Genomic DNA, 13,611 nt, shown 5'->3' on the forward strand with positions numbered 1-13,611 from the left:
GTCAAAAACAGTAAAAAACTTAACACTCTGGCATCAGCAGTTATGGCATGTTGAGGATCTGGATTCTCAGCAGAGCATAATCATGTTGGAGATTAAACATAAAGATGACGGCAAAAAATGTGAATTTTATATCAGTGACCATCGTCATCCTTTAGCTGAAATGACCTATATCTGGGCCGATGACGGTATCCTGATTATTGACCATACCCTGGTGGATGATACTTTGCGTAGACAAGGCATTGGCCTGTGGTGCAGTTGGCCCGAGAAAAACAGGTCAAAATTATTCCATTCTGTCCTGTTGCAAAATCCGTTTTTGATTAGAATTTAACCCTGCATGATCTATTGAAATAATGTATTTTTAAAGTATTCTGATTATAGTTAAAGCCAAAAAATGAGGGAGAGTTATGCAGTTTCAACATGACGATAACGGCCAACAAGGCGAGTTTTTCCAGCTGAATGCTGCAGGAGAACGTGTTGCAGAAATTAGCTATTTATGGCGCGGTGAACATCAGATTATTGCCCATCATACCTGGGTAGATGATTCTTTGCGTGGACAGGGTACAGCACGTCAATTACTGGATGTATTGGTGGAATTCGCTCGTAAAAACCAATTAAAAATTGTACCGACCTGTTCCTATGTAGATGTGATGTTTAAACGTGATCAAAGCCTGGCAGATGTTGCGGCCTAAATTCTAGATAGATTAAAAAAGCCCAAAAAAACTGGGCTTTTCTCATTCCAGCCCACTAGGCAATATCAATAATTACCTTCATGGCATTTTCATCTGCGGCATGTTTAAACACATCATAGGCTTTCTCAAACTCATCAAATTTAAAGTGATGGCTGGCTAAGCGTTCCAAAGGCAGTTTTCCGGAACAACAGGTTTTCAGTAACATGCCGGTGGTATTGGTATTCACCAAACCTGTGGTGATGGTCAGGTTTTTAATCCAGAGCTTTTGCAGTTCAAAATTGACTGGCTTGCCATGTACCCCGACATTGGCGATATGACCGCCCTCTTTTACCACGTTCTGGCAAATGTTCCAGGTCGGCTCTGCACCTACTGCTTCTATCGCACAATCGACCCCTCGCCCTTCGGTAATATCAAGTACCCGTTGGATCGCATCTTCCTTGCCGGAATTAATGGTATGGGTGGCACCCAGCTCTTTAGCCAGCGCTAAACGATGATCATCCATATCAATGGCGATAATGGTTGCAGGTGAATAGAATTGTGAAGTCAGCAAGCAGCCCATCCCGATCGGGCCTGTGCCGACAATCGCGATACTGTCACCGGGTTTGACATTGCCATAACGCACGCCAATTTCATGTGAAGTTGGCAGTACATCCGATAAAAACACGGCAATGTCTTCGTTTAAGCCTTTAGGTAAGGGATATAAAGAGGTATCGGCAAAAGGAGTACGGACATATTCTGCATGAGCACCATCAATCATGTAGCCCATAATCCAGCCACCTCCGTTACGGCAGTGAGCGTAGAGTTGTTTCTGACAATTTTCACAAGTCCCGCAGCGGCTGACACAGGAAATAATAACCCGATCGCCTTTTTTCACATTCTTGACGGCTGAGCCGACTTCTTCAACGATACCAATCCCTTCATGACCTAATATACGACCGTTAAATCCACCGGTCTTCTTCTTGGCCTCTTCCTGAATTTCGGGGTTTTTACCTTTCCAGATGCCTAAATCTGTACCGCAAATGGTGGTTTTTGTGACCCGGATGACTGCATCCGTTGCATCAATAATTTGGGGAATGGGGCGATCTTCAAAGCGGATATCATTTTCGCCGTAGTAGACCATTGCTTTCATTGTTGTCATTAGCTTGTTCCTTTTAGTATTCGCCTACTTTCATTACGTATTGATATATTTTAAATTTTTCTCAAAATTGAAACCTGTTGCTTTAAATTGAGCCTAACCAAATATGAGCAGTAGCATGAAAGAAGTATATTGGAGGCTCTGCGGTATTTGTCGCTTGTTTAATTGTGGCATGGATACACAGAGCTTCACTCTCTAAGCTAGCAATAGTCGTTGACGAAGTCATTACTTAGACAGTTTTGCTTACAGAATGCTCTAATTTAATGACGATTGAACTGGTTCAAGACAAAAAATTATCAATACGGACTTTTATTTCAGGTTATTTATGAGGATTATTTTTATAAAAATAATTAAAAATTATGCCTGAAACTTATTGTGTCATTGTGATGTTTAGATGTGATTGGACTTCTAGGTGAATGTTAGAGTTTAAATATAATAATTTGTAAAGCATCAACTGATGCTGAGCTTTAAAAAAGAAATAAAAATGAAAAAAATGAAGGGATGAAATATACTCAGGCTAATTCATTTTTATATCATTGGTTAATAATGGCTTTGTATAAACAACCTAATATTGGCTCTATTGTTATGTGTGATTTTCAAGGTTACATAGAGCCTGAAATAGTAAAAATTCGACCCGTTGTTGTTATTGCAAAGCATCCACACAATTCAAAACTTATTACGGTAGTACCGTTAAGTACAACTAAACCATCGGAGATTGCTAATTTTCATTTTGAGCTTATTAGTCCAATTGATCGTTTAACTGTATGGGCTAAATGTGATTTGATTTATACCATTTCAATTGAAAGAATTAATAAAATCAAAGTTATACGTGGAAGAACAAAAACTTGGGAAATCTTAAACGTTACAGATACTCAACTGAACAGTATTAAAACAGCTGTTGCTAATCACTTAAAAATACAACATAATACAAGTGTTCCAGAAATGGGCGAATGAGACTCTATGTTTGAATAGAGCCAGTATATACATTGGTGATGACAAGCCCGTTTATACTGTTTTGAGGACATCAGTATACTGATGTCCTTTGTCATTTATAGAGACTTAATTAATAGAAATAGGTGTTTTACCTTTTCCCAGATTTTTATTTAACCAAATTGAATTAGGGATAGAATCTGATGGTATAAATTTCCATATTCTTAATTTATGAAAATAATGATTAGTCTTATCACCATCAATTCCTGTACTTTCGAACCAGTTAAATGCTTTCTTTCCTCTAAAATCTGCATCAATTTTTCTTAGCATATTGTAGGTTGTTTTTCCAAAATCACGTTTTAACTTTTGATGTTTAGTAATTTGTTTTCGTCCGTTGACTTTTCTTTCGAATATTGCATTTCCATAATAACCAGCTGCTCCCATTAATAAATCACAAACCTGTAGTACTTTAGACCGTTTACTGTCTATAAATTTTATTTGAATATGGATATCATTTCTATTTAATACTCTAGGTAAGTCTATTGCAAATTCCATAAGCTTTTCTTTATGGTGATGGCTTGAATGAGTATCTAGATAAAATAATATTTCAATGTTCTTGAACGGAATAAATTGAAATCCGAAAGAATGTTTAAGAAATTGATAATATATTTTAAATTGGCTATCTAATGCTGTTGTAGGTTCACCAATGTATTGATGATGCCTATCCATAAAAAATTGTCGGTATTTGGCAAATTCATTTTCACGTAAAAAATTATCAACTAAACATATGATATCTTTGTAAAAATTAATATTATAATTGGAAATATTTCCCCATTTTATTTCTTTTGATTGTTTATATTGTTTTTGTAAAAGAGTTAAATTTTTTTCAAATTGTTTAAATTCTTGTTGAGTAGCTAGAAAACCACCAAAAAAACAATAATAACGATTATGCGAATCCTTGAGATCTTGTGTCCAAGCCTCATCTGCATAAATTAGGAATTTTTTCATTCTTAGTTGATAAATCCAAAAATAGCTTAAAAAATAAAACCCTATTATTATTTAAAATAATAATAGGGTTTAAAAATTATGCTTTTAAAGCACTAATTAATTTCTGATGTAGCCCACCAAAACCGCCATTCGACATAATCACCACAGCATCGCCCTCGCCTGCTTCACCGGCTACAGTTTTGATGATGTCATCCAGTGAACGTGCCACAATGGCTTTGTTGGGTGCAGCGTCAATCACCGGTTGTAAATCCCAGTCCAAACCTTCCGGTTGATACCAGATCACTTCATCAGCCAAACGTGCGGAATGCGCCAAACCGTCTTTATGGCTACCCATACGCATGGTATTTGAACGAGGTTCAATAATCGCCCAAAGCTTACGTTCACCTAAGCGTTTGCGTGCGCCCTCTAAAGTGGTTTCAATCGCGGTTGGATGGTGGGCAAAGTCGTCATATATTTCAATGCCTTTTACCGTATCCAGCAATTCCATACGGCGTTTCACACCGCCGAAATTCGACAATGCTTCGCAGGCAGTTTCAATCGAAACACCGACATGTTCCGCCGCAGCAATGGTGGCTAAAGCGTTCGCAACACTGTGCTGTCCGGTCATATTCCATTTAACAATGCCTTTAACTACGCCGTTTTCCAGCACTTTAAAGTGCGAACCATCATTTGATAACTGTTCGGCAGAAAGGGATGCTTTCTCGTTGGCCTCTAATGAAGTGCGAACCACAGGTGTCCAGCAGCCCATTTCCAGAACTTCATCAATATTGGTTTCAGTGATTGGTGCAATGATGCGGCCTTCACTTGGAATGGTACGGACTAAATGGTGGAACTGTTTTTGGATTGCAGCCAGATCATCAAAGATATCGGCATGGTCAAATTCAAGGTTATTTAAAATCGCAGTTTTTGGGTGGTAATGCACGAACTTGGAACGTTTGTCGAAGAAAGCAGAATCATATTCATCGGCTTCTACGCAGAAATATTTGCCACCACCTAAACGTGCACTTTCAGTGAAACCTAAAGGGACACCGCCAATCAGGAAGCCCGGGTTTAAACCGGCTTGATCTAATACCCAAGCCAGCATGGTCGTGGTTGTGGTTTTACCGTGGGTACCTGCTACGCCAAGTACATGTTTGCCTTGTAAAACGTGATCTGCCAAAAATTGCGGACCTGAAATATAAGGCAGACCTTCATTCAGCATGTATTCCACCGCATCAATGCCACGTTTCATGGCATTACCCACAATCACCAGATCAGGATGCGGCTGTAAGTGGCTGCGGTCATAGCCCTGCATTAAGCCGATGCCTGCATTTTCCAGTTGGGTCGACATCGGTGGATAGACATTTGCATCTGAACCCGTCACCTTATGTCCCAAATCACGTGCCAATAATGCGAGCGAGCCCATAAAGGTGCCACAAATACCCAAAATATGCAGATGCATGCGTTTTAACTCCACTGCTTTTTAGACACATCACGTTGTTGGTGGTGTTGTCATTATCGATTCAATTTGAAAGCAACGATATCAAGGGTTTTGTGGAAAAGATAGTCTTTCTTGTATCTATTCATGGCATTGCAGCAGGTGCTTTATTTTGAGCCTGTATGCTGTATTTAGGGAGTAAAAAACGGTACGCAAATAACATGCTTTTTTGCAGGAAAAACGTAAAATACGCACAACAGCACCAGATCAATTTGCCATGTTCTTTCCTTTATTGCTTTTAATTATTTCTAATTGTTTCATGACCTTGGCCTGGTATGGGCATCTTAAATTTTTACATGGTGCCCCGCTCTGGCAAGCCATTTTATTTGGCTGGCTGATTGCCTTACTTGAATATAGTTTTATGATTCCGGCTACTCGCCTGCTGGCGCAACAAGGCTGGGCCATGGGACAGATGAAAATCACCCAAGAAGTGGTGACTTTATTGGTCTTTGTCCCCTTTATGATTTTGATGTTTAAGCAGCCTTTTAAACTGGATTATCTGTGGGCGGGTCTATGTTTGCTGGGCTGTATTTATTTTGTCTTTCGTAGTCAATAAACTGACCACTGCCCTATTTTTATCTATTTCTATAAAAAAGATTGAAAATATCCACCTGCGTAGGCTGTTAAATTTTGGTGAGATGAAAAATCAGTCTATAATATCGAGCTTCTGATTCATTTAAAGCTTGGCTCTAGTCGAGATTTATCCTTCCTTACATTCGTTTATGGAACATTTGCAATGAATGCGGCTGCTGCAGACACTCAACCTCTCGTTGGAATTATCATGGGTTCCCAATCTGACTGGGCAACTCTGGAAAACACTGCCAATATGCTGAAACAGCTTGGCGTCCCATTTGAAGCGGAAGTTGTTTCTGCACACCGTACCCCAGACCGTTTATTTGAATATGCTGAAACAGCACGTGAACGTGGTATTCAGGTGATTATTGCCGGTGCTGGCGGTGCAGCACATCTTCCAGGCATGTGTGCGGCAAAAACCGATTTACCGGTTCTGGGTGTGCCAGTGAAATCTTCTATTCTTAACGGTGTAGATTCATTGCTTTCTATTGTACAAATGCCGGCAGGTATTGCAGTGGGCACTTTAGCGATTGGTCCTGCTGGTGCAACCAATGCGGCGATTATGGCAGCACAAATTTTAGGTTTAACACGCCCTGAAATTGCCAAAAATGTTGCTGAATTCCGCGCTGCGCAAACTGAAAAAGTAGCAAGCAAAAATATTCCTGGTCAAATCTAAAGCCAAGCTTAAAACGGGACACACGTTATGAATAAAACCATCGGTATTTTTGGTGGTGGTCAACTCGGCCGTATGATGGCGCAAGCTGCTCTACCGCTGAATATTCAATGCACTTTCTTTGAAGCCAATACCGACTGTCCTGCGGCAGCCTTGGGGCAAGTCATTTCAAGCCAAGCTGAAAATGGTTTAAATGACTTTATCCAGAGTGCAGATGTTTTCAGTCTTGAGTTTGAAAATACCCCGCTTGCAGATGTAGACGTTTTAACCAAGCAAAAAGAATTGCACCCGCCACGTCAGGCTCTGGCAATTGCCCAGCATCGTCTGTCTGAAAAAGCCTTGTTTGATGAACTTGCGATTCCAGTAGCGCCTTATAAAGCAGTTACTTCACTTGAGAGCTTGCAGGCTGCTGTCGCAGAACTTGGTTTACCAATCGTATTGAAAACCTCACGTGGGGGTTATGACGGTAAAGGGCAATTTGTTCTTCGTTCAACAGATCAGATTGATCAGGCTTGGGCAGAACTGGGTCCTGCTGGTGAACTGATTGCAGAAAGTTTTGTGACTTTCTCACGTGAAGTGTCGATTATTGCAGTGCGTGGTTTAAATGGTGATGTAAAAACCTGGCCATTGGCGGAAAACCATCACCACAACGGCATTTTGTCGCATTCAATTGTGCCGGCACCTAACAGTGCCGATTTACAGCCTGTGGCACAAGACTACATCACTCGCCTGCTGAATCATTTGAATTATGTGGGTGTGTTGACGCTAGAATTGTTTGTGACCGATAAGGGCTTGTATGCCAACGAGATGGCACCGCGTGTGCATAATTCGGGTCACTGGTCGATTGAAGGGGCTGTTTGTTCGCAGTTTGAAAACCACATTCGTGCTGTTGCCGGTTTACCTTTGGGTTCAACCGAAGTGGTACGTCCAACAGTCATGATCAATATCATTGGTCAACATCCTAAGTCTGAAGATGTATTGGCTTTAAATGGCGCGCATTTGCACCTTTATAACAAGACTGAGCGTGAAGGCCGTAAAATTGGCCACATCACCTTGATGCCGAATGACAGTGCTGAACTGACTGCTTTATGCCGTGCATTGGCGAAAATTTTGCCTAATCCACTGGCACTTAGCGAAGATATGAGCATTTAAACCCAAGTTTGAATGATAAAAAAGCGGTCATGCCAATGACCGCTTTTTTTATGCCTGGACTTCGGGCATGATTGCGCCTCTTTTCAGTGAGTACGCCGTTTATCGGAACAGAATAAAAAATAATTGTATGTTATTTATACAATCATTTATAAATATACTGCATAAAAAACAAGCAAATAGAATAGTTCTGTATTTGGGTTTTACTACAGTAAAACGTTGCAGAAATTTTAAATTCAAAAAGATAAAAATAAATTCAAACCCATATATTTGAATTTAAAAATATGAATTCAAAAGCATCTTGTGAAATATGAATTCAAACTTTTAAATTTAAAAACGGGATTTTGAATTTAAAAGTTTTGGCTATTTAAAGCTATAAAAACAAAAGAAATCAACTTATCCACAAGTCATTTGAATTTAAAATAATGCTTTAAATTTATAGAAATGAATTTAAATTCATATTCCCCGATATTTTGAATTTAAAATAAAGAAAATAAATTTAAATTTACGATTTGATTCAGAAACGATGTACTGATGGTGGTATGGTAAAAGCATAATTTAAATTCAAAGATCGTAAAGGATACTATGCAGCGCTTAGCTTTCATTTTAGGTTCAGTTTTCCTTGCAATGACTCAAGCCAATGCTGAACTGATTATTAATGGTCAACCTGTCACAGTCACTTCAACACCACCTGCAAATCAAATTTTTAGTTCGCAAAATAATTTCCAGCAATGTATTGCCAATTTACGTTCTCAAGCGATCAGTGCTGGAGTAAGTGGCTCGACTTATGATCGTTATACGCAAAATTTAACACCGGATTATTCGGTGATTGATAAACTGAATTATCAACCAGAATTTTCTACTCCCATCTGGGACTATTTATCTGGCCTGGTCGATGAAGAGCGGGTACAGTTGGGACGTCAAAAATTAGCCCAGCACCGTGAGGTATTGAATCGTGTTGCAGCAACGTACGGTGTACCGGCCGAAACGGTGGTTGCGGTATGGGGTGTGGAAAGTAATTTTGGTGATATCGCCGGAAGCTATCCTTTATTACAGGCTTTGGGCACTTTAAGTTGTGAAGGGCGGCGTCAAAGTTTTTTTCGTGGTGAATTTTTTAGCAGCATGCGAATTTTGCAGCGTGGCGATTTAAGCGAGCAGCAAATGAAAGGCTCGTGGGCCGGAGCATTTGGTCATACCCAATTCATGCCTTCAACTTATGAAGAACTGGCGGTGGATTTTGATGGGGATGGCCGTCGTGATCTGGTATCCAGTACTTCGGATGCCTTGGCTTCAACTGCAAACTTCCTGAAAAAACGCGGCTGGCAAACCGGTATGCCTTGGGGTTTTGAAGTGAAAATCCCGGAAGGCATGTCCATTGCCGGTGAAAGCCGTCGCAATAAAAAGCCTTTAAGTAGCTGGATCAGTCAAGGTGTGGTTCGCGCGGATGGTTCACCGTTAATTCAAGGTAATTTAAGCGAATCATCTGCTGCAGGTTTAATGGCGCCTGCCGGTGAGAACGGACCGTTATTCCTGGTCTTTAAAAACTTCGATGCTATATATAGTTATAATGCGGCGGAAAGTTATGCTTTGGCGATTGCACATTTGTCCGACCGCTTACAGGGTCAGGCGGGTGGCTTTAGTAAAGCCTGGCCAACTGATGATGCGGGTACTTCACGCGCTGAACGTCGTGAGATTCAGCAGTTCTTGGCCAATCGCGGTTATGACATTGGTACTGTAGATGGTCTGATTGGTGATAAAACCCGTCAAGCCATCCGTCAGGAACAGATTCGTTTGGGCCTAAGTCCGACGGGACGGGCAGGACAACAGATTCTGAATGCTTTCCGTCAGGAAAATGCCAAAAAACTGATGAAATAAGTAACTATATAAAGTATAGAAGCCATAAAAGTATAGAAATAAAAAAAGGTCTGCCGATGCAGACCTTTTTTTTATAAGTTTTAAGGGTAAAGGCTTATACCGCAGTCATCGTACCTAAAATACGATAACCTGCAGCACCTGTTACTGCAGGCAGGTTACCACTTTTCTGATTCACAAAGCGCATCGCCAACCAGGCAAAAGCAGTAGCTTCCACCCAGGTTGGGCTTAAGCCCAAGTCTGCTGTCGTTTGTACTGTCCATTCGTGTTTGCGTAAACGCCAGCGCAATTGCTCAAGCAGGTTCGAGTTATAGGCACCGCCACCGCAAACATAGACTTCGCCAGTTTGCATTTCAGAACGGTAAATGGCCTTTTTAATCGCGCGGGTGGTGAGTTTCATTAAAGTCGCCTGGATATTTTCAGGCGTATCTTCTAACTCGTCATATTCAAGGTCATTACGCCAATCCAGAATCTGTTCATCTAGCCATTCAAGGTTGAAGTCTTCACGGCCTGTACTTTTGGGTGGTTCTTTGGAGAAAAACTCATGCGCTTGCAAGCGGTCGAGCAGGCTGCGGATCGGTTGTCCGTATGCTGCCCAGTTGCCATTTTCATCATAAGGCTGACCGGTGTAACGGTGGCACCATGCATCCATCAGAATATTGGCAGGACCTGTGTCAAAGCCAAAGACTGCTTCGGGTTTGCCTGCAGGCAACATGCTGACATTGGCAATTCCGCCCAAATTCAGAATCACCCTATGAATGCTGTCATGCTGAAACAAGGCTTGATGAAATGCGGGAACCAAGGGAGCACCCTGTCCGCCAGCAGCCATATCACGACGACGAAAATCTGAAATCACCGGAATTTGCGTCATTTCGGTAATGATATTGGGATCACCAATTTGCAAGGTGAAGCCATGTTCGGGGCGGTGGCGAATGGTTTGTCCATGCGAACCAATGGCTTTAATCTGAGTGCGATCTAAATGATTCTTTTCAATGAGCGTATTGATCCCTTCACCAATCATGGTTGCTAAAGCAACGTCAGCTTTACCCATACGATCAATTTCGTTGTCTGAAGGTAGCGTTAATGCCATCAACTCATCACGTAGGTCCGGTTCAAAAAGCAGAGTGAGGGTGGCATGAAGCTGTAAGGGATCAAAAGAAGCAGCAACAATATCGACACCATCCATGCTCGTGCCGGTCATTACCCCAATATAGATCGCTGTCATGATTATTCTTAAGCCTGCAATGTGCTGAAAAAGTGTTAGTATATCGCACAAATTGAATAACTGATGTATTTGGGTTTTGTGATGTCAAATTTCCTGCCGGCTGAAGAACAACTTGCCCTCATCCAACGAGGCACACACGAAATTATTTCTGAAGAAGATCTTCTGAAGAAATTAAAACAGAATCGTCCACTCAAAATTAAAGCAGGTTTTGACCCAACTGCACCTGATTTGCACTTAGGTCATACGGTTTTAATTAATAAATTGAAAGTGTTTCAAGATTTGGGCCATGAAGTTTATTTCTTGATCGGCGATTACACTGCCATGATCGGTGACCCGACCGGCAAGAGTGCGACACGTCCGCCTTTGTCGCGTGAAAAAGTGCTGGAAAATGCAAAAACTTATCAAGAACAAGTGTTTAAAATCCTTGATCCCGCAAAAACCAAAGTGGTGTTCAACTCTGAATGGTTTGCTCAAAAAACTGCGGCTGATTTAATCCAGTTGGCTTCCCAGCAGACTGTGGCGCGTATGTTGGAACGTGATGACTTCACTAAGCGTTATAACAGCCATCAACCGATTGCGATCCACGAATTTTTGTATCCGTTGGTACAGGGTTATGACTCGGTAGCACTCGAAGCTGACGTGGAATTGGGTGGTACAGACCAAACCTTTAACTTGTTGATGGGCCGTACCTTGCAAGGTCGTTATGAGCAAGAAGCGCAGGTCTGTATTACTGTGCCAATTCTTGAAGGTTTAGATGGCGTGAATAAAATGTCTAAATCTTTGGGTAACTACATTGCGGTATTTGATGCGCCGGGCGCGATGTACCAAAAAGTACTTTCTATGCCAGATGCCTTAATTGAACGTTATTTTGACTTGCTGAGCTTTAAATCAGTTGAAGAAATTCAAGCGTTGTTAAAAGAAGTGGCTGAAGGTCGTAACCCGCAAGAAGTGAAGAAAATTCTTGCGCTTGAGCTGGTTGAGCGTTTCCATGGTGCGGAAGCTGCTGCAACTGCACATAAAGGTGCGGGTAACCTGATTACTGAGGGTGAACTTCCAGAAGGTACGCCTGAAGTGACCATTTCACGTGGTGAATATGGTGGTGAAATCTTTATTGCTTCTATCTTACGGGCTGCCGGTTTAACCAAGAATGCCGCTCAGGCAAAAGATGCGGTAGGCCGTGGCGCTGTTAAAGTAGATTGGGAGCCAGTTGATGGCAATTTCTCGGTGAAAGAAAACGTCACTTTAATTATTCAAGCCAGCAAAAAAGCAATTGCAAAAGTCATTTTTGTTGACTAAGCCTAAGCTAAGCTATTGAAATAAAAGCAGGCTTTGGCCTGCTTTTATTTTTTATACCGTATATTAATATTCTAAATAACTAAATTCAAAAAAAAGCTTATAAAAACAATACTTAAATTTTTCCAATTGTCTTGATTTTGTCATATTTTATGTTTAAGATTTATCCATCTAGACATTGTGTAGAAAACATATCTAGAGGGTACGTGTATAACAAAAAAGCTCCACAATTTTACGTCTCTTCCCCAAGGGACTTTTTTAAATTTTTGCAGATAACTATAATAATGACACGATGGATCGCATAAAGATTCAACTCCAAGGAAGAGATTTTGGGAGAGATCTCTTCCTTTTTTATTTCCAAAATTTCACCTTTACTTTTGATGTTCTCATTTAAGAATCACATTTTTCATTTGCTTCAAATCCCATGAAGATTGCCCGATAGATACTGACATCCAGAAAATTATCAGTATGCTGATGATATGAGGTCTCAAAGAAGATTTATAAATCTAAGAATTTAAAATAAGAGGGTAAACAGCGTTTATGTATCACTACCAGACTCAGAATATTATTGATCAGGAAGTTGATTTCATTTTATGTTTTCTATTCGAATACGAGACCCCTCAACAGAAGCGGAAATCCTTTGAGCTGGCACATGCTTTATTACAGCAATTAGATATTGCCTCACACTATCTTCTTTTTTCCTTAGTCAAAGAACGTTTGCCACGTCGGGCTAAACTATTATTTGCTGCTGAAGACTATAGTGGCAAGAAAGAAGTGATTGAAGAAGTCATGCAACACTGGTTAGGGCGTAACCATCCCAATACGCAGCTTAAGTCTTAAAATCCTATTTAGCTTTATATAGGTCTGAAATTAAGTTTTTATTTTATCTAAAGCTTAATAAAGATGATTTACTTATTTTTCGCTACTTAAAATCTGGAATTAGAAGGAAAAGCTTATATAAAAGCAGCAGCCTGACTGTGTTGAAGTACCTTCCATCTATAAGTCGGATAGCAAACAGTAAAATATGTAACCTGATATAAGAAAGTTTTGGAAAATTCTGGGTGTAAAGTTGAAATTTTGTGGTCTTATTAAAATTTAGCGATTTTTTGAGAGCTATTAGGTCTTAATAAAAATGACGGTTTTAAAATGAATTGCACTGAATACAGATTTTATTTCATAAAAATGCTCAAAATTTAGATGAAAAAGCGATTTTTTGGTGATTTTCGTTGAAAAAAGATACATACGTGAAAAATATAGTGAATTGGGGGTTGCAATGATTCTGAAATCCTCTAGAATGCACCCCATACCGACGAAATAGACAGAAACAAACGAAGCGCGAAGCGCTGAGTTGTTAAGTTTATTGAAGTCCAGCTCTTAATACTGACGAAGTATTAAGAAGATCATTAAGAGATTATGAAGAACAACTTGTGTGGATTTTTACTGGTTGATTGATCGAAATTATTTTCATTGATTGATGGTAGAAATGACTCGAAGTTTATTTGAGAAATTAATGTCAGAAAATTGATGAGCCAGATTTGGTGTTTTGAATAAAGCACTATTGATTTTAAACTGAAGAGTTTGATCATG

Annotated in this window: 12 protein-coding genes and 1 pseudogene; 9 read left to right on the plus strand and 4 right to left on the minus strand. The window is 40.2% G+C overall.

Annotated elements, in window-relative coordinates:
- Positions 1–85: 85 nt before the first annotated feature.
- Positions 86–321 (plus strand): annotated as a pseudogene (locus B9T29_RS15225) (GNAT family N-acetyltransferase).
- 83 nt (positions 322–404) lie between these two features.
- The gene (locus B9T29_RS15230) at positions 405–689 is read left to right on the plus strand and encodes a GNAT family N-acetyltransferase (protein ID WP_086176727.1); all 285 of its coding nucleotides are present in this window, start codon (positions 405–407) and stop codon (positions 687–689) included.
- 55 nt (positions 690–744) lie between these two features.
- Here B9T29_RS15230 and B9T29_RS15235 read toward each other — a convergent pair whose 3' ends face one another.
- Positions 745–1,827 (minus strand): zinc-dependent alcohol dehydrogenase family protein, encoded by a 1,083-nt coding sequence (locus tag B9T29_RS15235; protein ID WP_086176728.1) that lies wholly within the window; start codon positions 1,825–1,827, stop codon positions 745–747.
- A 498-nt stretch (positions 1,828–2,325) separates the two neighbouring features.
- Between B9T29_RS15235 and B9T29_RS15240 the strand changes: the two genes are divergently transcribed.
- Positions 2,326–2,778 carry a type II toxin-antitoxin system PemK/MazF family toxin gene (locus B9T29_RS15240; RefSeq protein WP_086176729.1) on the plus strand — a complete coding sequence of 151 codons (453 nt, stop codon included), beginning with the start codon at positions 2,326–2,328 and terminating at the stop codon, positions 2,776–2,778.
- A gap of 105 nt (positions 2,779–2,883) precedes the next feature.
- Here B9T29_RS15240 and B9T29_RS15245 read toward each other — a convergent pair whose 3' ends face one another.
- Positions 2,884–3,762: a DUF3800 domain-containing protein gene (locus B9T29_RS15245; protein ID WP_086176730.1), complete on the minus strand. Its 879-nt coding sequence runs from the start codon at positions 3,760–3,762 to the stop codon at positions 2,884–2,886.
- Between the two features lie 76 nt (positions 3,763–3,838).
- The gene (gene mpl / locus B9T29_RS15250) at positions 3,839–5,203 is read right to left on the minus strand and encodes a UDP-N-acetylmuramate:L-alanyl-gamma-D-glutamyl-meso-diaminopimelate ligase (RefSeq protein ID WP_086176731.1); all 1,365 of its coding nucleotides are present in this window, start codon (positions 5,201–5,203) and stop codon (positions 3,839–3,841) included.
- A 253-nt stretch (positions 5,204–5,456) separates the two neighbouring features.
- Here mpl and B9T29_RS15255 point away from each other — a divergent pair, with 253 nt between their 5' ends.
- From B9T29_RS15255 to B9T29_RS15270, 4 genes are all read left to right on the plus strand, one after another.
- Positions 5,457–5,795 (plus strand): DMT family protein, encoded by a 339-nt coding sequence (locus B9T29_RS15255; RefSeq protein ID WP_086176740.1) that lies wholly within the window; start codon positions 5,457–5,459, stop codon positions 5,793–5,795.
- A gap of 180 nt (positions 5,796–5,975) precedes the next feature.
- Positions 5,976–6,488, plus strand: coding sequence for a 5-(carboxyamino)imidazole ribonucleotide mutase (gene purE / locus B9T29_RS15260; RefSeq protein ID WP_086176732.1), 513 nt, complete (start codon positions 5,976–5,978; stop codon positions 6,486–6,488).
- A gap of 27 nt (positions 6,489–6,515) precedes the next feature.
- Positions 6,516–7,637: a 5-(carboxyamino)imidazole ribonucleotide synthase gene (locus B9T29_RS15265; RefSeq protein ID WP_086176733.1), complete on the plus strand. Its 1,122-nt coding sequence runs from the start codon at positions 6,516–6,518 to the stop codon at positions 7,635–7,637.
- Between the two features lie 582 nt (positions 7,638–8,219).
- A complete protein-coding gene (locus tag B9T29_RS15270; protein ID WP_086176734.1) occupies positions 8,220–9,509 on the plus strand; it encodes a lytic murein transglycosylase in 1,290 nt (429 codons plus the stop codon).
- A 94-nt stretch (positions 9,510–9,603) separates the two neighbouring features.
- Here the strand turns inward: B9T29_RS15270 and B9T29_RS15275 are convergent, their stop codons facing one another.
- The gene (locus B9T29_RS15275; protein ID WP_086176735.1) at positions 9,604–10,731 is read right to left on the minus strand and encodes an anhydro-N-acetylmuramic acid kinase; all 1,128 of its coding nucleotides are present in this window, start codon (positions 10,729–10,731) and stop codon (positions 9,604–9,606) included.
- Positions 10,732–10,794: 63 nt separating this feature from the next.
- Here B9T29_RS15275 and tyrS point away from each other — a divergent pair, with 63 nt between their 5' ends.
- Together tyrS and B9T29_RS15285 are read left to right on the plus strand one after the other, a co-directional pair.
- Entirely contained in the window at positions 10,795–12,027 is a 1,233-nt protein-coding gene (gene tyrS / locus B9T29_RS15280) for a tyrosine--tRNA ligase (protein WP_171264069.1), read from the plus strand.
- A 537-nt stretch (positions 12,028–12,564) separates the two neighbouring features.
- Positions 12,565–12,864 (plus strand): hypothetical protein, encoded by a 300-nt coding sequence (locus tag B9T29_RS15285; RefSeq protein ID WP_086176736.1) that lies wholly within the window; start codon positions 12,565–12,567, stop codon positions 12,862–12,864.
- Positions 12,865–13,611 lie beyond the last annotated feature (747 nt).

It is taken from the genome of Acinetobacter sp. ANC 3903, assembly GCF_002135315.1.
In the GTDB taxonomy this organism is placed as follows: Bacteria; Pseudomonadota; Gammaproteobacteria; order Pseudomonadales; family Moraxellaceae; genus Acinetobacter.

Bases quoted from the DNA above. Each gene is read 5' to 3' on its own strand.
- B9T29_RS15230 (WP_086176727.1), top strand. From the start codon at position 405: ATGCAGTTTCAACATGACGATAACGGCCAACAAGGCGAGTTTTTCCAG.
- B9T29_RS15235 (WP_086176728.1), bottom strand. From the start codon at position 1,827: ATGACAACAATGAAAGCAATGGTCTACTACGGCGAAAATGATATCCGC.
- B9T29_RS15240 (WP_086176729.1), top strand. From the start codon at position 2,326: ATGAAATATACTCAGGCTAATTCATTTTTATATCATTGGTTAATAATG.
- B9T29_RS15245 (WP_086176730.1), bottom strand. From the start codon at position 3,762: ATGAAAAAATTCCTAATTTATGCAGATGAGGCTTGGACACAAGATCTC.
- mpl (WP_086176731.1), bottom strand. From the start codon at position 5,203: ATGCATCTGCATATTTTGGGTATTTGTGGCACCTTTATGGGCTCGCTC.
- B9T29_RS15255 (WP_086176740.1), top strand. From the start codon at position 5,457: ATGTTCTTTCCTTTATTGCTTTTAATTATTTCTAATTGTTTCATGACC.
- purE (WP_086176732.1), top strand. From the start codon at position 5,976: ATGAATGCGGCTGCTGCAGACACTCAACCTCTCGTTGGAATTATCATG.
- B9T29_RS15265 (WP_086176733.1), top strand. From the start codon at position 6,516: ATGAATAAAACCATCGGTATTTTTGGTGGTGGTCAACTCGGCCGTATG.
- B9T29_RS15270 (WP_086176734.1), top strand. From the start codon at position 8,220: ATGCAGCGCTTAGCTTTCATTTTAGGTTCAGTTTTCCTTGCAATGACT.
- B9T29_RS15275 (WP_086176735.1), bottom strand. From the start codon at position 10,731: ATGACAGCGATCTATATTGGGGTAATGACCGGCACGAGCATGGATGGT.
- tyrS (WP_171264069.1), top strand. From the start codon at position 10,795: ATGTATTTGGGTTTTGTGATGTCAAATTTCCTGCCGGCTGAAGAACAA.
- B9T29_RS15285 (WP_086176736.1), top strand. From the start codon at position 12,565: ATGTATCACTACCAGACTCAGAATATTATTGATCAGGAAGTTGATTTC.